Source organism: Methylobacterium sp. WL8 (genome assembly GCF_008040045.1).
Classification (GTDB): domain Bacteria; phylum Pseudomonadota; class Alphaproteobacteria; order Rhizobiales; family Beijerinckiaceae; genus Methylobacterium; species Methylobacterium cerastii.
The window spans coordinates 1-18,348 of the sequence record NZ_VRVF01000086.1 but is presented as its reverse complement, the minus strand read 5'-3'; the positions used below and the strand labels follow the sequence as shown (position 1 = coordinate 18,348).

Sequence of the window (18,348 nt, the reverse complement as noted above, 5' to 3'; positions counted from 1 at the left end):
CAGGAGCCGGCCCGGTGATCGACGGGGCGGTCGGCAGCGTGGCGGCTCCCGGGTCGTCGGTCGGTCAGCCGGCGGCGCGGGCATCGTGGGGCAGGGACACAGAGCGGCGGGTTCACCCGCGTGCCGTGGCCCGGAGTGACCGGACCCGCATGGCGGGGCTGGGCTCGTGCTCGCGCGGGAAGGCTTAGGCGCGACCGACCGCTCACGCGGACGCGGACGCGGAAGCGTGACAGGCGTTCGAGGCTTTGGCCTCCTGCCCCGCGTTGTGTGGCTACGATCGAACCAGCCGCGACGCCAAATCGGCGCCGACGCCCGCGTTCCGGGCCCGGCACCGCGGGACGCCGGGGAACCGGCTAAACGCGCATCATCACAGGGTTCCGCGGCGTCCCGCGTCTCCTGTTTCGTGATGTCCGGGCCATGCCGCCGGCGGAGGGTTTCCGCGTGGGGTTGTTTTGGCGTGTCTGGAGGGACGCGCATCCCCTCGCCCCGCCTGCGGGGAGAGGGCTTTGACGACCGCGTCGTCGGCCAAGCGAGGCGGCAGCCGAGGGTGAGGGGGCGCGAACGGACGAGCCTCCTCCGGTCGCGCCCCCTCACCGTCGCTTCGGCTTCGCCTTCGCTTCCCGGCCGCACGACGGGGTGCCGCCGGGCCTCTCCCCGCACGCGGGGAGAGGGGGGCGTCCGATCCGTTGCACCGCGCGACGGCGCGCGAGGTTGACCTTCGCGCCCCGGGCTGCCATCGCGCGGGTCAAAATCCCGTTTGGCCCCGCCCCGTCGAAAGACCGCATGAACGACCTTCTCCTGACGATCCGCCGGACGCTCGTCCCGATCCACAAGGAGGGCTACCCCTTCATCGTGATCGGGATCGTGCTCACGGTGCTGGCCGGCACGTTCTCGCAGTTCTTCGGCTGGGTGTTCCTGATCCTCACCCTGTGGGTGTGCTACTTCTTCCGCGACCCCGAGCGGGTGACGCCGGTGGCCGACGGCCTCGTGGTGTCGCCGGCCGACGGGCGCGTGAACCTGATCTCCACCGTGCTGCCGCCGCCCGAGCTCGACCTGCCGCCGGTGCCGATGACCCGCGTCTCGGTGTTCATGAACGTGTTCGACTGCCACGTGAACCGCGTGCCGGTGACGGGCAGGATCGGCCAGATCCACTACACGCCGGGGCTGTTCCTCAACGCCGAGCTCGACAAGGCGAGCGAGGACAACGAGCGCAACGGAATGGTGATGGAGACCCTGCACGGCGGCCAGCCGGTGCGGATCGGCGTGGTGCAGATCGCGGGCCTGGTGGCGCGGCGCATCGTCGGCTTCGTCTCGGCCGGCGACCAGCTCTCGGTGGGCGAGCGCTTCGGGCTGATCCGGTTCGGGTCGCGGGTGGACGTGTACCTCCCCGTCGGCACCCGCGTGCTGGTGGGCCTCGGCCAGAAGGCGGTGGCCGGCGAGACCGTGCTCGCCGACCTCGGCGGCGGCCCCGAGCGCAGCTTCCGGCGCATCTGACTTACTCGTGCGGTCGCATTTTCTTCACGCGAACCGGCTTCCACTTCGCTCGAAAATGCTCTCAGGAGGGGCGATGGACGATCTCTTCCCGCCCTTCGAGCCGGACGCGAACGAGCCGCGGCCGCGCCGGTTCAAGCCGGTACCGTTCCGGATGATCGCGCCCAACATGATCACCCTGATGGCGCTCTGCCTCGGGCTGACGGCGATCCGGCTGGCCTTCGAGGGCAAGTTCGAGCCGGCGGTGATCGCGATCATCGCGGCCGCCGTGCTCGACGGCATCGACGGGCGCGTGGCGCGCCTGCTGAAGGGCACCTCGCGCTTCGGGGCGGAACTCGATTCGCTGGCCGACTTCGTCAACTTCGGCTGCGCGCCGGCGCTGATCCTCTACGGCTTCGCGCTCCACAACCTGAAATCGCTCGGCTGGATCGTGGCGCTGATCTTCGCCATCGCCATGGCGCTCCGGCTCGCCCGCTTCAACGCGATGCTCGACGACCCGAACCGCCCGGAATGGAAGAAGGACTACTTCGTCGGCATGCCGGCGCCGGCCGGGGCGATGACGGCGATGCTGCCGCTCTACCTGCACTTCCTCGGCTTCGGCTTCGAGGCCTGGGCCGCGCCGGCGATCCTTGTCTACGTGCTCGGCATCGCGCTGCTGGTGGTCTCCACCGTGCCGACCTTCTCCGGCAAGACCATGGGCAAGCGCGTGCCCCGCGGGCTGGTGCTCCCGATCTTCCTCACGGGCGTCGCCGCCTTCGGCCTGCTGATCTCGTTCCCGTTCGAATCGCTGGTCGCGATCAGCGCCGCCTACATCGTCGGCCTGCCGTTGGGCGCGGCGCAGTACCGCCGCCGGTCACGCCTCGAGCCGCAGACGCGCCCCGAGAGCGGCGAGGATCCGGCCTCCGCGATCTGAGCGGTGGACAATATTCCTTTCGCCTTGAGGCCGGCGCGCAACTTGCGATAGGTTTTGCCCGCTGAAACGTGAGGGGGGCCGCCGTGCTCGAAGAGTTCAAGAAGTTCGCGCTGCGCGGCAACGTGGTCGACCTCGCCGTCGGCGTGATCATCGGCGCCGCCTTCGGGGCGATCGTGACCTCGGCGGTGCAGGACGTGTTCATGCCGATGATCGGCGCGATCACCGGCGGCCTCGACTTCTCGAACTACTACCTGCCGCTTTCCTCGAAGGTCCAAGCCGGCGCAGCTTATGCCGAGGCGAAGAAGCAGGGCGCGGTGATCGGCTACGGCCAGTTCATCACCGTGGCGATCAACTTCATGATCGTCGCCTTCGTGCTGTTCCTGGTCATCCGCGCGATGAACAAGCTCCAGACCAAGGAAGAGGCCAAGCCCGAGGCGATCGCCGAAGTGCCGGCGGACGTGAAGATCCTGGGCGAGATCCGCGACCTGCTGGCGACGCGCCCCAAGGTTTGAGCGCGGAGGCGGTGTTCAGGCCGCCGGCTTGTCGTCCTCGGGGGTGACGCCGAACGCGTCGAGGATGCGGTCGAGGGCGTGCTCGACGGCGCCGGTGCCTTCCTCGTGGGTCTTCAGCCGGGTCTCGAGGCGCTGCAGCTGCGGCGCGAAGGTCTCATCGGGGGCAGGGTCGTCACCGAGGAAGCGCGGCTTCTCCTGGCCCACCGTCAGCATCGAGCGGAGCTGCTGGCCGAGGTGGTCGCGAACCGGTTCCGGCAGGCCGGCCTTCGCGTCGATGGCGTCGTCGTCCATGGTTTCAGAATTCCCGTTCGCCGTCAGAACCCTAACGGGCGATGCGGCAAAGCGTTGCACGGCAGCGTACCAACGAAAAGGGCCCCGAGGCGTATCGCCCCGGAGCCCTCTCGGATTGGTGGAGGCTGAAAAAGTTAGTCGATCACTTCGACGATGCGGTGGCCGCGATCGACCAGAACCGGGCGGTTGTTGATCACGGTGTAGCGGGTGCCGGCCTGGACGCGGTACTCGTCGGGCACGTCGTAATAGGTCACGCCGTCGCCCGGCAGGGTGGTGCCGACCGCGACGCGGCCGTCGTAATCGTAGGAGCGCACGTTGCGCTCGCGGACGTAGCTGCGGAAGCGCGGCTGCATGTCGACGCCGAGGATGCCGCCGACGGTGCCGGTCGCCGCGCCCACCGCGCCGCCGACGATCCCGCCGATCGGGCCGCCGATGTCGGAGCCGGTCTCGGCGCCGCGCTCGGCCCCGCGGATGGTGCCCTGGGCCTGCGCGGCGAGCGGCAGGGCGAGGACGAGGGCCGAGGCGGCCAGGATGGACTTGAACTGCATGGTAAAACTCCGTGTTCCGATGCCCGCCGCGCCGTTCGACGCTGGGCGAGTCTCGGGCCGGTAACGCACGACCCCCGGAAACGGATGCGTCAAAAAGGACCGGTTCTCACGCGTCTTTTCAAGCGTCCTTGGGCATCGCCGACTGGATGAACCGGTCGGAGCCGAGGTCTTCCTCGTCGTAGCCCAACAGTTCGGCGAGCCGCCCGCGGGCCCGGCTGACGCGGCTCTTCACGGTGCCGACCTTGCAACCCATGATCGTCGCCGCCTCCTCGTAGGAGACGCCCTCGGCGCCCACCAGAACCAGCGCCTCGCGCTGGTCGGGCGGGAGCTTGGCGAGCGCCGTCTGTAGATCCTCGACGTCGAGGCGGTCGCCCTGGTGCGGGGCCGTGGCCAGCCGCGCGGCGTAGGAGCCATCCTGATCCTCGACCTCGCGGACGCGCTTGCGGTGATCCGAGTAGAAGATGTTGCGCAGGATCGTGAACAGCCAGGCGTTCAGGTTGGTGCCGGGCTGGAAGCGGGCGCGGTGCTGCCAGCCCTTCATCAGCGTATCCTGCACGAGGTCGTCCGAGCGCGCCGGGTTCGAGGTCAGCGACAGCGCGAAGGCACGCAGCGACGGGACGGCGGCGAGCAGGCCGTTGCGAAATTCCGGCTCGATCGCCTCGCCGCGGGCCTTGAGCGCCGCCTCGAGCTTCGCGATCAGCTCGGCGAAGCGGCTCGGCAGCTCGGTCTGGCCCAGCGTGTCGTAGGCGCTGCGCAGGTGGTCGCCGAGATGCGAGCGGATGGTGTGCGACAGGTTGGGCCGCGCATCCTTGCCGCCGTTTTCAGACTGGCTCGGAAGAGTGTCGGTCTCGTCGCGGGTCATGATGCGTCGCAATCTACGGTCTTAAAGCGGGCTCGCGGGCGGTCCGGACCCGCGAGGCGGGACGTTCGCGGCTCGCGCCAGCGCCGCTCCGGTCATGGTGTGTGTTTAACCTATCGCAGCCCCGCTTGCACCTTCGCGGACCGTCACATCCGAGTGCATCGGACCTTGCCTCAACAGGGCTTCGGGGCGACCACCACGGTGGCTGCGGCCGGCGCGCCGGGTTTCAGCAGCCGGATCGCGCCGTCGCGCAGGGTGATGACGTCGCCGCGCGCGAGGTCCGTCCAGCACTCGTCGCGGGTCAACGCCTGCGTCGCCACGACGGAGACCACGTCGCGTTCGGTGGTCTCCTGCGCGAAGTCCACGCGCCAGTCCTCGTCGATCAGCGTCGCGGTGCCGAACGGCGCCCGTCGGGTGAGGTAGCAGAGCCGCTTGCCGCAATGGGCGTAGAGGGTCCGGCTGTCGGACAGCAGCATGTTGAAGACGCCGAGCGCGTGAAGCTCCGCACTGAGGTCGGCCACAGCGCGGTCGAGCAGGGCGGGCTTGGGCAGGGCGGAGAAGCGCGCTTGCAGGCGGCCCAGCATCCAGCAGAAGGCGTACTCGCTGTCGGTCGAGCCGATCGGCATGAACCCGCCGAGTGGCAGCTTCTTCACGCCCTTGAGCTGGCCGTTATGCGCGAAGGTCCAGCGCCGGCCCCAAAGCTCGCGCGAGAACGGATGGGTGTTCTCCAGGCTGACGCGGCCGCGGTTGGCCTTGCGCACGTGCCCGATGACGATGCGGCTCTTGATCTTGTAGTCGCGCAGCAGCCGCGCCAACTCGGATTTCGCGCTCGGCTCCGGCTCGTGGAAGCTGCGGCAGCCGCGCCCCTCGTAGAAGCTGATGCCCCAACCGTCCGCATGCGGACCGGTCTCGCCGCCGCGCCGCGCCAGAGCCGCGAACGAGAAGCGGATGTCGGTGGGCACGTTCGCGCTCATGCCGAGCAATTCGCACATCGTCTCGGAAACTTACCTGGTCGGGCGGGGCCTCGGCGCGGATCGTCCGCCGCCCGGAGGTCCGCTCCGGTTTAGGTGCGTTTGCCGCAGCGAACAACCGCGAACCGCGCGCTTGCGTCAGCGGCCGAGGTAATCCGTCAACGTCATGCCGACCATGATCGCGACCCAGAAGAAGCCGAGGCCCGAGAACAGCTTCACCAGCGGCGGCTCGTGGAGCACCTCCATCGAGACGAGGAGGACGACGAGCGCCATCGCGGCGACGACGACGAGCTCGAGCGTCCAGACCTGCTCGAACGGCAGGGTCGCGCCGAGCGTGACGTTGACTGCCAGTAGGCCCATCAGCGCCAGGAAGCTGAGCACCGGCTTGCGCAGTCGCGCCTTCAGCAGAGCGCGGTCGTCGTCCGAAAGGGTCGCGAGCGGATTGCGCATCGGGCTACCGGTTGACGACGTAGAGGATCGGGAAGGCCATGATCCAGATCAGGTCGATGAAGTGCCAGTAGAGGCCGTAGATCTCGATCCAGTTCTGGTGCCGCGACAGGAACCCTGCCTTCGACGCCATCCAGGTCATGCCGAGCAGCAGCGAGATGCCGGTGAGCAGGTGGAGCCCGTGCAGCAGCGTGGCGACGTAATACAGGTTCACGAACAGGCGCGACGCGGGCGACGCGGCCAGCTCGTACGGGCGCGAACCGAGGAACGGCATCATGTGCTCCGTATAGTCGGCGTAGTATTCGTAGCCCTTCAGCACGAGGAACAGGCTGCCCAAAGCCGCGGTCGCCAGCATCGCCCGCACCATCGCCCGCTGCCAGCCGAGCCGCGAGAACTCGATCGCCATCGACATGGTAAGGCTGGAGACGATCAGCACCACCGTGTTGACCGCACCGATCCAGAACTTGAGGTGGCGCGCCGCCTCTTGCGTCGCCTCCGGATGCTGGATCCGCACGATCAGCGCCACGAGGAACAGAGCCGCGAACAACAGCAACTCGGTGATCAGCCAAGCCCAGATCCCGAGCGTGGCGGCGTAGCGCTGCTGGGCCACGGTCTCGAAGTGGTGGGCGCGTTCGGTGCCGACGCCGTCGGCGAGCCGCGCGCTCATCGAAGCTGGCTCATCGGTGCTGCGCCTTCGTTTCCTGCTCCTGGATCGGATAGTCGTAAGGCACCCGCGGCACCACGGGTGGCGACGTGAAATTCAGGGTGGGCGGTGGCGAGGCGGTCTCCCATTCGAGCCCCTTGGCGTCCCAGGGGTTTGCCGGCGCCTTTTTGCCGAACCACAAGGAATAGACGAGGTAGAGCATCGGGAAGATGTACCCCGCAGCCAGGATCGTCGCCCCCGCCGAGGACAAGACGTTGAGCAACTGGAATTCCGGCGGGTAGGTCGCGTAGCGCCGCGGCATGCCGAGGTAGCCGAGGATGAATTGCGGGAAGAACGTGACGTTGAAGCCGAGGAAGATCAGCAGCGCCGAGATCCGCCCCCAGGCCTCGTTGTACATCCGGCCGGTGAACTTCGGCCACCAGAAGTGCAGCCCGCCGAGGAACGCCAGCACCGTGCCGCCGACCATGATGTAGTGGAAGTGGGCGACCACGAAGTAGGTCGCGTGGATGTGCTGGTTGATCGCCAGCGTCGCCAGGTACAGGCCCGTAAGGCCGCCGAGCACGAAAAGGCCGATATAGCCCATCGCGTAGAGCATCGGCGTGTCGAGGCGGAGCTTGCCTTTATGGATCGTCGCGGTCCAGTTGTAGACCTTCACCGCCGAGGGAACGGCGACCGCGAAGGAGAGCGCCGAGAACGCGAGCGAGGCCAGGTCGCTCTGCCCGTTGATGAACATGTGGTGGCCCCAGACGAAGAACGTCACCGAGGCGAGCCCGATCGCGGCGTAGGCGACGAAGCGGTAGCCGAAGAGCTTCTTCTGGGCGAAGGCCGGGACGATCTCCGAGATCACCCCCATGCCCGGCAGGACCATGATGTACACGGCCGGGTGCGAGTAGAACCAGAACAGGTGCTGGAACAGCACCGGGTCGCCGCCGAAGGCCGGATCGAACACCCCGATGTGGAAGGCGCGCTCCATGATCAGCAGGATCAGCGCCGTGGTGATGACCGGCGTCGCCAGCAGGAAGATCAGGCTGGTGGCGTAGTGGGTCCAGACGAAGATCGGCAGCTTGAACCACGTCATGCCGGTCGCCCGCATGGTGTGGATCGTGACGACGAAGTTCAGCCCCGTCAGGATCGACGAGAACCCGACGATCGTCACGCCGATCAGGGCGGGCAGGACCCAACCGTTCGAGAAGGCGGTGGAGAGCGGCGCGTAGAAGGTCCAGCCGGTGTCGATGCCGCCGAGCACCACCGAGACCATGGTGAACAGCGCCCCCGTCATGAAGACGTACCAGCTGGTCAGGTTCAGCTTGGGGAAGGCGAGGTCCTTGGCACCGATCATCAGCGGGATCAGGAAGTTGCCGAAGGTCGCCGGAATCGACGGGATCAGGAAGAACCACACCATCACCACGCCGTGGATGGTGAAGGCCTTGTTGTAGGTGTCGTTGGTCATCACCGCGCCGTTCGGCACGACCAGCGCTAGGCGCACCACGCCGGCGGCGACGGCGCCGACGATGAAGAAGGCGGTGATCGAGGCGAGATAGAGGATCGCGATGCGCTTGTGGTCGGTGGTGAGAAACCACGAGCGCAGGGTCGATTCCGCGTGCAGGTAGTCGGCGGGGCGATCGAGCGTCGCCTCCGGTGCGTGCGGCTCGCGGTTGGCGAGCCCGCTGTCGACGGTGCCCGATGCGCTCATCGCGTGGCCTCTCCGGACGCTGCGTCGCCCACGGTGCGGGTGTTCGATTTCAGGAAGTCGATCAGGCGGCCGAGGTCGTCTTCGGGGATCACGCCGGCGAAGCTCGGCATGATCTGCTTGTAGCCTTCGGCGAGCCGGTTGCCGTTGGGGTTGCGGATCTTCTCGCGAAGGTAGTCCTCGTCGGCCGTGACCGTGCGCCCGTCGGCGAGCCGCACGTCGCGTCCGTAGAGGCCGGCGAGCTTTGGCGCCTTCACGGTCGAGCCTTCGTTGTGGCAGGTGCCGCAGCCGTAGGCGTCGTAGATCGCCTTGCCGGCGGCGACCTTGGATTGCTGGGCGCCGGAATGCGTCAGCCATTCCTGGTAGTCGCCCTGGCTCAGGATCGTCAGGTTGCCGTCCATCGCCGAGTGGTCGGTGCCGCAATATTCCGAGCAGTAGAGGTGAAAGGTGCCGGGCTTGTCGGCCTTGAACCAGAGCTCGGTGTACCTGTCGGGCAAAGCCGCCATCTGCATCCGCAGCGCCGGCAGGTAGAGGGCGTGGATCACGTCCTGGCTGATGATCCGCAGCTTGACCGGCTGACCCATCGGCACGTGCAGGTCGTTGATCTCGGATTGTCCGGTGGGATGCTGGAACTTCCACATCCATTGCCGGCCGATCGCCTCGATCACCATCGCGTCCGGCGGTGGGTTCTTCGACATGACGAAGAGTCGCGCGCCCCAGACGAAGAAGATCAGCGTCAGCAGGAACGGGATCAGCATCCAGCTGATCTCGATCAGATTCGAGCGGATGCCGCTGGTGTCGCGGTTCGCCTCCTGCCCGTCGCGGTAGCGGATGGCGAACCACGTGATCGCCAGGAACACCGGCACGGTCAGCACCAGGGTGAGTACCGTGAAGGCGAGGATCAGGTAGTCGGTCTCGACCGCGACGGCGGAGGCCGCGGCCGGCCAAAGCTCGAGGGCTGCGTGCGTCGGCGTCATCGGCTCAAGGGTCCAGCGTTCGGCCGACCGTCAGGGCCATGGCCCGGTCGATCGGGATGCGCGCACGCTGGCGCGAGGCGTCGAGGAAGGCGTAGCCGTCGAGCCGCCGGTTCTCCGCCGCACGCTCGGCGTCGAGGTCGGCATAGGGGTCGGCCTGCAGGTTCGGCGGTGGCGGCACGAGCCGCGAGGTCTGCTGCGCCGTCAGCTTCGGCAGGGCTTGGCGCTGGTCCGCGGCCACGAAGGTCCTCAGCCACACCATCCCACCGATCACGACCAACGCGGTGACCATGAGCCCAGCCATCACCCGAGCGGTGTTGCCGACGTTGACGTCGGAAACCTCGTAGCCCGGCCCGCCGGAGGACTCGTCCTTCTCGGATGACTGCCGCGGCCTGGACGCGGCGGCTGGCCCGCGCAGACCCGACAGGCCGGCGATGATCGTCGAGACGAAGCCGTAGCGTCGTTGCGTCCGGTCGGTGCTCATGCGGCGGCGCTCCGGCGGCGTCGGGGCGAAGCGAGCGGCACCAAGCGTCGGACGAGCGGACGCAGCGCGAGGCCGAGGCACCCGACGGCCACCGCGGCGAAGACATCGCTCATGCGGATCACGAAGCGGTCGCGCAGGGCGGGCGTCACGAACCAGAACATCTCGACGGCGTGGAGCACGACCGTCAGGGCCGCGAGAACCCGCGTCGTCGGGCGTCCCGGGCGGAGCGTCGCCAACGCGCCGAGCAGCACCACGGCGCCGCCGAAGCCGGCGAAGGCGCGTCCGAGCCAGCCGCCGCGAGCGAAGTACCACATCACCTCCTGCGGCAGGTTCGCAGACCACACGATCAAGAACTGCACGAAGTGCAGGAAGGCCCACAGGCTCAGCAGGACGACGAGCGGCACCAGCCGGTCCTGCCCCGGGACCGCGCGTCCGCGCCCGATCGGAGCGGGCTCCTCGGGCGCCAGCAGGATCGCCGCCGCCAGCGCGAGCCCGCTCCAGGCCGTCAGCACGAGGAGGCCTTCGAGGCTGGAGCCGAGTCGATGATCGAGCGATCCGACCAGATCGGTGACGGCGAGGGTGCCGACGACCGCGTGCAGGGCGACGCTAGAAACCGTGCGTCCGTCGGCGCGATCCTCCGCCGGCACCACGAAGCGGGCGGCGAGCCAGACCCATGCTGCGAGGTACGCGACCACGCGCAGGGCGAAGAGCGGAACCGTGAACCAGACCGCCGCCAACGGCGTTTCCGGGGCGGCGTCGGTCCAGGGATAGATCCGTCCGATGCCGACCAGAATGGGAATGCCCAGGATGGCGGCGACCGGCATCAGCGCGACGAGCCGGCGCAGGGCCTTCGACAGCTCGCCCTCGCCGTGGTCGTGCCGGCGCAAGCCGAAGCGCTCCAGCACGATGGCGATCGGAAGCGCGCCCACCGGCAGGGCGAGCAGCGCCAGCCAGGCCGCGAGGTAGGACGCCGCCGCCCCGCGCCAGCCGGCCGTCAGCACGGTGAGGACCAACGCCCCGAGGCCGAGGAGCAGCGCGCCGACGGGGTTGCGGCCCGCGGCCGCGGCGTTCCGGGCGTTCATCGCGACGCCTCCAGCTTCGCCCGGTCCTCGGGCGGCAGGGCCGCCACGGCGGCATCCTGGCTGCGCTGCAGGGCGCGGACGTAGGCGACGATCGCCCAGCGATCCGCGGAGGGGATCATCTGGCCCATCCCGTACATCGCCCGGTGCCCCTGCGAGATCGCCCGGTAGAGGTCGTCCGCCGACGCCTGGCGCAGGCGTTCCGTGGTGAGCTGACCGGCGGAGGGGAAACCGCGCGCGACGATCATCCCGCGGCCGTCGCCGGAGGCGCCGTGGCAGGGCGTGCAGAAGATGCCGTAGCGCTCCCGACCGCGCGTCAACAGGCTCTCCGTGATGGTCGCCGGCTGGGGCGCCGCCTTGGCCGGATCGTTTCGCGGCACGGTGCCCGCCACCGGTTGCCGCATCGTCATCCCTTGCGGGAAGAAGTTGTTCTTGTCCCAGGTCCTGGCGCTGGGCTGCTCGGCCATGTTGGCTTCGCCGCAAGCCGCGAGCGGTGCGAGGGCGAGCAGGGCGAGGAGCCGTCTCATCGCGGCACCCGCCGGATGTCGAGAGGGCGCCCGGCCTCCGCGGGCAGCGCCGCGAGCTTGCGCACGATGCGGTCGGCGTCGAAGCGTTCGCCCCGGGCTTCCGCGGAGAGGAAGTAGCGGTCGTCGGTCGCCCGCAGGAAGCCGGGAATGTTGAACGCCGGATGGTTCAGCCGCGGCAGGCGGTTCAGGATCAGCAAGGCGAGGTGGACGGCGATCGTCCCGCTCATCATCGCGAAGGACAGGCTCGGCACGACGAAGGACGGCCACGAGAAGCGCGGGCGCCCGCCGATCAGGAACACGTAGTCGTAGGCGGTCGCGTAGACGCACATGCCGTAGAAGGCGGCGCCGCCGGCGAGCGCGCCCAAGATCGCGTAGGCCCGGATCGAGCGGCCTGCGATGCCGAGCGTCCGGACCACGCGCGGCATCGGCACCGGGCCGTGGGCGCTGAGGTGGACGTGCGACGCGTCGAGTCCGGACAACGCGCTTACCGCCGCCGCGAGGTCGGCTTCCGAGGCGAAGGCGGCGCTGACGCCCCAAAGCGGCGCGTCCTGCGCTTCGTCGCGCTCTTCGGCGAGCGGTCGCATCTCGGACTCTCGCACGGGCTTTCGCTCGGCCGCAGCCGCGGTCGGCGTCACGGCGAGCGCCAGGCGCCGGCTTTCGGTGATCGAGACCGCCGGCAGGTAGCGCAGGAACAGCAGCAGGAGGGTGAGGAACAGCCCGACGGACCCCGCGAAGGTGGCAACGCCCCAGATCGTCTCGCTGTAGGCGAGGCGCGACGAGGGGAGGAAGTCCTGGGCCAGGGTCACCACGAGCACCATCACGTGGTCGGCGTAGGCGCCGACCGCGACGAGGAGGCCGATCGCGGCGACGGCGAGCGTCGACCGGCGCATGCGGGCCGACCAGAAGGCCTGGGCCGGGATCAGCAGGCAGGCCACGACGGTCCAGAACGCCCAGGCGTGCTCCCCCGTCATCCGCCGGACCAGCACGCCACGTTCACGCGCGTCGCCATGCAGGAACGTCGAGAAGAACTCGGTCGCGTAGCAGTAGAGGCTGGCGCATCCGAGGCACAGCATCAGCCGGGCGAGGATTTCGAGGTGGCGGTCCGAGATCAACCCGTCGAGGCGGTAGACCGAGCGTACGAGCACCACCACCGCGGCGGTGACGCCGACGCCCGAGAACACCGCGTTGACCAGGAAGGTCACCGGCAGGATCGTGTCGTGCCAACCGGGCATCACCGAGCCCGCGAGCATCACCGAAGCACCGGTCTGCAACGAGACAACCAACAGGACGCCGAGCAGCGCGATCGTACGGTAGGCCTGGACCCAGAGCTGCCAATGCGCCGCCGACCCGCGCCATCCGGATGCGACGATCCCGTAGGCCCGCGCCTTCAGCAAAGCACGCTTCCGGGAACGGCCGTGCGCCTTCTCCTGAGCCAGCGCATCCTCGACGGCGCGGTCGCGCAGCGATGCGAGATCGGGCAGCAGCCCGATGTACCAGAGGCTCACGCAGACCACGAGGTAGGACACGATGTCGATCGCGTCCCAAAGGAGCGGCGAGCGGAACTGCGGCCAGAGGGCGTAGGTATTCGGGTAGGGCAGGTTCCAGAAGAAGAACCACGGCCGCCCGAGATGGATGATCGGGTAGAGTCCGGCGGCGCAGGTGCAGAGCAGGGCGACCGTCTCGGCGACCCGGTTGACGGCGCCGCGCCACTCCGCGCCGAGCAGCAGAAGCACCGCCGAGACGAGCAGGCTTCCGCTGGCGACACCGATCCACCAATCGTAGCTCGCGATGTCCAGCGCCCAGACGACGGCGTTGTTGTTGCCCCAGATGCCGACGCCGGTGAAGAGCAGGTAGGCGAGCACGCCGCCGAACAGCCCGAGCAGGGCGAGCGCGCCGGCGAAGGCGATCCACCAGCGCCGGTTCGACGGATGCGTCAGCGGGACCTCCGCCACCGCACGGCCGATGCCGTGCAGCGTCGCGTCCTGCGCGATCAGGCCGGCACCGGAGGGTGGCTGGAGGATGGCGCCCGACATGCCGTCAGCCCTCCCTGGCCGCGGGCGCGAGGCTCGCGAGGTAGGTCGTCCGCGGGCGCGTGTTCAGGTCGCCGAGCAGGGCGTAATTGCGTCCGTCGCCCCGCGCCTTGTTAACTTGGCTTTCCGGATCGGACAGGTTCCCGAAGGTGATGGCGCGGGTCGGACAGGCGCCCTGGCAGGCGGTCTCGACGGTTCCGTCGGGGATCGGCGCGTGCGCGTCCTTGGCCGAGTCGATGCGGGCGGCGGCGATGCGCTGGACGCAGTAGGTGCACTTCTCCATCACGCCGCGGGCGCGAACCGTCACGTCCGGGTTGCGCTGCTGCTGGGCCACCGCGGGCATGTCGCCGGTGTAGTCGAGGTAGTTGAAGCGGCGGACCTTGTACGGGCAGTAGCTCTGGCACGTCCGGGTGCCGACGCAGCGGTTGTAGACCTGCAGGTTGAGGCCCTCGCTGTCGTGCAGCGTCGCCTCGACCGGGCAGCCGACCTCGCACGGCGCGTTCTCGCAATGCATGCAGGGCACCGGCTGGAAATGCGTGTCCGGCGCATCGAGATCGCCCGCGTAGTAGCGGTCGACCCGCAGCCAGCCCATCCAGCGGCCGCGCTCGACCTCCTCGCGCCCGACGACCGGGATGTTGTTCTCGGATTGGCAGGCTGTGATGCAGGCGTTGCAGCCGATGCAGGCGTCGAGGTCGATCGCCATCGCCCAGGCTGCGGTCGCGCCGCGCCCCGCAGCGGCGGGCTTGGGATAGAACGAGGCCAGTTCGTAGGCTTTGGTGTCGCCGACCGGCTCCGCGCCCTGACGCTGGACGCGGACGAGGTCCATGCCCTCCATCGTGCCGAGATCCTGCGTCGTCGCGGGCAGCCGGCGGCGGCCGGTCTTCTCCAGCGTCGCGCCCGCCAGCAGCCACGGGTCCATCGCCGGTCGCAGCGCGTTGGCGTCGTAGCCGAGGCCCCGCGAGAGGTGGTCGGGCACGTCGCGGCCGTAGCCGAGCGAGAGGCTGACCGTGTTCTCGGCTTGGCCCGGCGTGATCCAGGCCGGCCCCTCGATCGCGTGTCCGTCCGCCGCGATCCGCACGATGTCGCCGTTGGCGAGGCTGCGCCGCTCGGCGAGCTTCGGGCTGATGCCGACGACGTTCTCCCACACGATCTTGGTAAGCGGCTTCGGCAGTTCCTGCAGCCAGCCGAGGTCGGCCAGCGTCCCGTCCCAGACCGTCGGGTCCGGGCGGAACACCACCTCGATGGCATCGTCGCTTGACGGCGCCACGGTTGGCGCCGGCCCCGAGGCGGTCAACGCCATCGTTTCCGGCTTCGCGGCGCTGTCGGGCAGGAAGCCGCTGCGCAGGGCGTCCTCGAAGCGTGCCTGGAACGCGGTGTCGTCCTCCGATCCACCGCGCATCTGCCGCTTCAGCAGGTCGAGGCCGTTCGCGATCGTTCCACGATCGAGGAAGGCCAGCATCTCGTTCGCGGAGCGACCGTTGTAGAGCGGCGCGACCGTCGGCTGGACCAGGCTGACGGTGCCGTCGAGCGAGCGGGCGTCGCCCCAGGATTCGAGCGGATGCGCCAGCGGCAGGTGCCAGTCCGAATGGGCCGCGGTCTCGTCGTAGTAGAGCCCGGTGTGGATCTTGAGCGGCACGCGCTCCATCGCCTGCGCGAACCCCAGGGCGCCCGGCGCCTCGTAGACCGGGTTCACGCCGAGCACGATCAGGGTCTCGACCGAACCCTCCGCCATGGCCGTGCTGAGGTCGCGGAGCGCTCCGGCGCCGATCGCCTGGGCCGGCGCGGTGTGGCGGACCGTCGTGCCGGCATTCCCCAGCGCGCCGTTCAGCCGGTGGACGAGCGCGTGCAGCTCCGGCGACCCGCACAGGCCCGCTGTGACGATGCCGGCGCCGCGGGCTTCGTTCAGCGCCGCGAAGGCACGCTTCAGCCAGGCTTCGGAGGCGCCGTCGGCGGACGACGCCGAACCGCCCTCAGCGAGGCTCAGCAGGTCCCGCGCGAGCGCTTCCATGCGGGCTCCCGGGACCGCCACGGCGTAGTCGGCCTTGGCGCTCGTCAAGGTCGGCGTTGCCGCCGCGGCATGCAGGGTGAGGAGGTGGCCGGCCGCATAGGACGCCTTGCGCGCCTCGCTCCAGCGCCGCGACAGCCCGACCTGGCCGGGGCCGAGATCGAGGATGTCGCCGTCGAGCGCGACGATGGTCCGTGCGCTTGTAAAGTCGAGGAGCGTCTCGACCGGACGGCCGAAGGCGCGCTTGGCCCCGTCGTACAGGCTGTCGCGCGCGACGCCTGCGCTGACGTACCAGCGCATCGCCGGATAGGTCTCCCGCATCCGTGCGATCTCGGCCTGGAGCGACGGCGAGGTCACGGGACCGGTGAGGAGGGCGAGGCCTTCGCCGCCCTTGGCCTGCCAGACCGGCATCTGCGCGAGCATCGCGCCCTGGAACGCCGCCCAGGAACTCGGCCGCCCGATATGCTGGACGGCCTGCGAGCGGAACGGGTCGTAGAGGCCCAGCACCGAGGCCTGCGCCAGAATGTCGGTGCCGCCCCGACTCCAGGGATGGTCGGGGTTGCCCTCGATCTTCAGCGGCCGGCCGTTGCGGGTGGTGACGAGGATGCCGTTTGCGAACCCGTCGAACAGCGCCGACGAGGCGTAGCTCAAGGGGGCGCCGGGAACGATCCGCTCCGGCGCGTTGACGTAGGGCAGCTCGTTGTGGCGCCCGTCTCCGGAATCGCAGGCCGACAGGCCGGCGAGCGCGAAGGAGGCCGCCATCAGCTTCAGGAACCCGCGCCGCTCCGGCGCCGCGGCGAGCCGCGCGGCGGCCGGGAACTCGGCTTCGAGGTAGCTGCGGAACTCGGCGGTGTCGGCGACGGCGTCGAGGCTGCGCCAGAAGGAAGGCCCGTCGCCGGACGCGAGGCGGGCGCGGATCGCGCCGATGTCGTGGTGCCCGGTCATGTGCGGTCCGTCTCCATCAGCGATGACAGATCGCGCATTCGGTGAGGCGCTCACCTCCCTGAATGTGGTTCTTGGCGACGAGTTCCGGCCCGAGCGTCGCCTGGTTCGCGGGCGGCTTCCACGTCATGTTCCAGACCTGGTCCTGCGGGCGGACGTACTTCGCCGGGTCGCGGTGGCAATCGAGGCAGAACTGCATCTCGAAGGCGTTGGCGCGGTAGGTCATCTGCATGCTGGTGACGTCGCCGTGGCAGGTCGAGCAGCCGATCCCCTTCGTCACGTGCACGGAGTGGTTGTAGTAGACGTAGCTCGGCAGCTTGTTGAGGCGCACCCATTGCAGCGGCTCGTCGCGGGCGAAGCTGTCGCGCACCGGCTTGAGCATGTCCGACCCGGTCCAGATCTGCGAATGGCAGGTCATGCAGGTATGGGTCGGCGGGATGCCGGCGGTGGCCTGCGTCTCCACCGTGGTGTGACAGTAGCGGCAGTCGACCCCGAGCTCGCCCGAATGGTGCTTGTGGCTGAACGGCACCGGCTGGGCCGGCGCGATGCCGACGCCGGTGACGTAGTCCGATCGGACGATGCCCGCGGCGACGATCGGGATTCCGGCGAGGCACGCGACGCCGGTGAGCAGGGCGAGCCGATAGATCGCGTCGGCGCCGGGTGAGAACAGCTGCGCCATCAGCCCACGGCCCGCTGGGACCGGAACCGGTGGATGTCTTCGGTGGGTCGCGTCGCCAAGATGTCAGAACTCTGCGTTTCGATGCCCCCGAACCGCCGACGAAGCATGACCCGTTCCGCGGTGTCGATGCAATGCGACGCAGGTTCGCTCTTGCCCGATCGACGGTCGGCTCTATGGAAGAATTCCAAGCTGAACGACAGGGGGCGATTGGCCGCGTTCACCGGCTGAGCGGGTCGCGTGCGGTGGCGCGCTTTCCGCGGGCTCGAAGAGCGCCTATGCGCTCCGATGCGGCCTGCGATCAGGCGGCCGCTCGGGACAGCCGATGCGGACCCTTTCGACCACGTGAGCGGCCATGGAGCCTGATCCGATCGTCCTCGCCTGGCGTGCGGCGCGCGGGCGCCACGTCGCCGCGGTCGCGCTGGCGCTCGGCCTCGGCGGCCCGCTCTGCATCCTCGCGCTGCTCTGCCTGCGCGACCTCGTCCACACCCTCGGCCACGACGAGGCCACGGCTTTGGTGTTCCTGCGCGTCGCGATCCCCCGCGTCGCGGACGACCTCGTCCTGTTCCCGGGGTGGAGCCTGGCACCGCTCGACCTCGAGCGCGCCGCCTTCCTCGGCCTTTCGGCTTGCGCGATCGCGCTCGCAGGCCTCGGCTGGTTCGTCGCCGTCCTGTCCTTCTCGGCGCAGGGACGCGCCGTCTTCCGCCTGCGGGAGGCCGCGACCGCGGCGATCCTCGATGCGCCCCCGGGCGCCCGCGAGGAGGCGCGCGGCCTCGCCGGCCTCCTGGGGCAGACGCTCGGCCGGATCGACGGCCTGCTCGCCATCGGCATCCTCGTCCCGGCGATGGCGCTGGGCGCGATCCTCGTCGCCCTCGGCTTCGCAGCGCTCGCCGCGCCGCGCCTCGTCCCCGCCACGGCGGTGGGATTGTTCGCGGCTGCGCTGGCGCGCGAGCTGATCCTCCGCCGCTCGGCCGCGCGCGGCGCGCTCCGCCTGCGGTCGAGCGCGCTCGCCGAGCGGACGCTCGGGGACCTCGTACGGCGGATGCCGGCGGTGCGGATTCACGGCTCCGCGACCCTCGAGCGCGCCCGCATCGCCGAAAAGGCGGCGGCGACCCGCGCGGCCCTGGCCCGGGCCGAGGCGAAGCTCGCCTACGCCCGCGCGCCTTCGCTCGCCCTGGCCATCATCCTGCCGGCGTTGGCGGCCGGCGCCGCCCTGTGGCGCGGCGGCGGCGACGGCGCCCCGCC

General features: G+C 69.6%; 17 protein-coding genes and 1 pseudogene. 4 read left to right on the top strand and 14 right to left on the bottom strand.

Annotated elements, in window-relative coordinates; translation table 11 throughout:
- Nucleotides 1-783: 783 nt before the first annotated feature.
- The 3 genes from FV234_RS22255 to mscL all read left to right on the top strand — a co-directional run bounded on the left by FV234_RS22255 (nt 784) and on the right by mscL (nt 2,916).
- Nucleotides 784-1,494 (top strand): phosphatidylserine decarboxylase, encoded by a 711-nt coding sequence (locus FV234_RS22255; RefSeq protein WP_147764184.1) that lies wholly within the window; start codon nt 784-786, stop codon nt 1,492-1,494.
- 73 nt (nt 1,495-1,567) lie between these two features.
- Complete coding sequence (gene pssA / locus FV234_RS22250) at nt 1,568-2,404, top strand: CDP-diacylglycerol--serine O-phosphatidyltransferase (protein ID WP_147831682.1); 837 nt, start codon at nt 1,568-1,570, stop codon at nt 2,402-2,404.
- 83 nt (nt 2,405-2,487) lie between these two features.
- Complete coding sequence (mscL, locus tag FV234_RS22245; RefSeq protein WP_147764168.1) at nt 2,488-2,916, top strand: large conductance mechanosensitive channel protein MscL; 429 nt, start codon at nt 2,488-2,490, stop codon at nt 2,914-2,916.
- A gap of 15 nt (nt 2,917-2,931) precedes the next feature.
- Here the strand turns inward: mscL and FV234_RS22240 are convergent, their stop codons facing one another.
- The 14 genes from FV234_RS22240 to FV234_RS22175 all read right to left on the bottom strand — a co-directional run bounded on the left by FV234_RS22240 (nt 2,932) and on the right by FV234_RS22175 (nt 17,106).
- Nucleotides 2,932-3,207 carry a hypothetical protein gene (locus FV234_RS22240; protein ID WP_147752841.1) on the bottom strand — a complete coding sequence of 92 codons (276 nt, stop codon included), beginning with the start codon at nt 3,205-3,207 and terminating at the stop codon, nt 2,932-2,934.
- 134 nt (nt 3,208-3,341) lie between these two features.
- A complete protein-coding gene (locus tag FV234_RS22235) occupies nt 3,342-3,755 on the bottom strand; it encodes a DUF1236 domain-containing protein (protein ID WP_147764169.1) in 414 nt (137 codons plus the stop codon).
- A 118-nt stretch (nt 3,756-3,873) separates the two neighbouring features.
- Nucleotides 3,874-4,617 (bottom strand): NepR family anti-sigma factor, encoded by a 744-nt coding sequence (locus tag FV234_RS22230; RefSeq protein WP_147764170.1) that lies wholly within the window; start codon nt 4,615-4,617, stop codon nt 3,874-3,876.
- Between the two features lie 170 nt (nt 4,618-4,787).
- Nucleotides 4,788-5,606: a class II glutamine amidotransferase gene (locus tag FV234_RS22225; protein WP_147764171.1), complete on the bottom strand. Its 819-nt coding sequence runs from the start codon at nt 5,604-5,606 to the stop codon at nt 4,788-4,790.
- A 117-nt stretch (nt 5,607-5,723) separates the two neighbouring features.
- Nucleotides 5,724-6,035, bottom strand: a complete 312-nt coding sequence (locus FV234_RS22220; protein ID WP_147764172.1) for an oxidase — start codon at nt 6,033-6,035, stop codon at nt 5,724-5,726.
- Between the two features lie 4 nt (nt 6,036-6,039).
- A complete protein-coding gene (locus tag FV234_RS22215) occupies nt 6,040-6,699 on the bottom strand; it encodes a cytochrome c oxidase subunit 3 (RefSeq protein WP_147764173.1) in 660 nt (219 codons plus the stop codon).
- A 10-nt stretch (nt 6,700-6,709) separates the two neighbouring features.
- Nucleotides 6,710-8,389 (bottom strand): cbb3-type cytochrome c oxidase subunit I, encoded by a 1,680-nt coding sequence (locus FV234_RS22210; protein WP_147764174.1) that lies wholly within the window; start codon nt 8,387-8,389, stop codon nt 6,710-6,712.
- Entirely contained in the window at nt 8,386-9,363 is a 978-nt protein-coding gene (gene coxB / locus FV234_RS22205; protein WP_147764175.1) for a cytochrome c oxidase subunit II, read from the bottom strand. Before coxB ends, FV234_RS22210 begins: the two co-directional genes overlap by 4 nt.
- 4 nt (nt 9,364-9,367) lie before the next feature.
- Nucleotides 9,368-9,844, bottom strand: coding sequence for a hypothetical protein (locus FV234_RS22200; protein WP_147752849.1), 477 nt, complete (start codon nt 9,842-9,844; stop codon nt 9,368-9,370).
- Entirely contained in the window at nt 9,841-10,926 is a 1,086-nt protein-coding gene (locus FV234_RS22195) for a hypothetical protein (protein WP_147764176.1), read from the bottom strand. Before FV234_RS22195 ends, FV234_RS22200 begins: the two co-directional genes overlap by 4 nt.
- Nucleotides 10,923-11,450 carry a cytochrome c gene (locus FV234_RS22190; protein ID WP_147764177.1) on the bottom strand — a complete coding sequence of 176 codons (528 nt, stop codon included), beginning with the start codon at nt 11,448-11,450 and terminating at the stop codon, nt 10,923-10,925. The genes FV234_RS22195 and FV234_RS22190 overlap by 4 nt, the downstream gene beginning before the upstream one ends.
- Nucleotides 11,447-13,483 carry a quinol:electron acceptor oxidoreductase subunit ActD gene (locus FV234_RS22185; protein WP_147764178.1) on the bottom strand — a complete coding sequence of 679 codons (2,037 nt, stop codon included), beginning with the start codon at nt 13,481-13,483 and terminating at the stop codon, nt 11,447-11,449. Before FV234_RS22185 ends, FV234_RS22190 begins: the two co-directional genes overlap by 4 nt.
- A gap of 4 nt (nt 13,484-13,487) precedes the next feature.
- Nucleotides 13,488-16,430: a TAT-variant-translocated molybdopterin oxidoreductase gene (locus FV234_RS22180; protein ID WP_147831680.1), complete on the bottom strand. Its 2,943-nt coding sequence runs from the start codon at nt 16,428-16,430 to the stop codon at nt 13,488-13,490.
- 16 nt (nt 16,431-16,446) lie between these two features.
- Nucleotides 16,447-17,106, bottom strand: a complete 660-nt coding sequence (locus FV234_RS22175) for a cytochrome c3 family protein (protein ID WP_147752854.1) — start codon at nt 17,104-17,106, stop codon at nt 16,447-16,449.
- A 352-nt stretch (nt 17,107-17,458) separates the two neighbouring features.
- Between FV234_RS22175 and FV234_RS22170 the strand changes: the two are divergent.
- Nucleotides 17,459-18,348 (top strand): annotated as a pseudogene (locus tag FV234_RS22170) (ABC transporter ATP-binding protein); the annotation flags it as partial.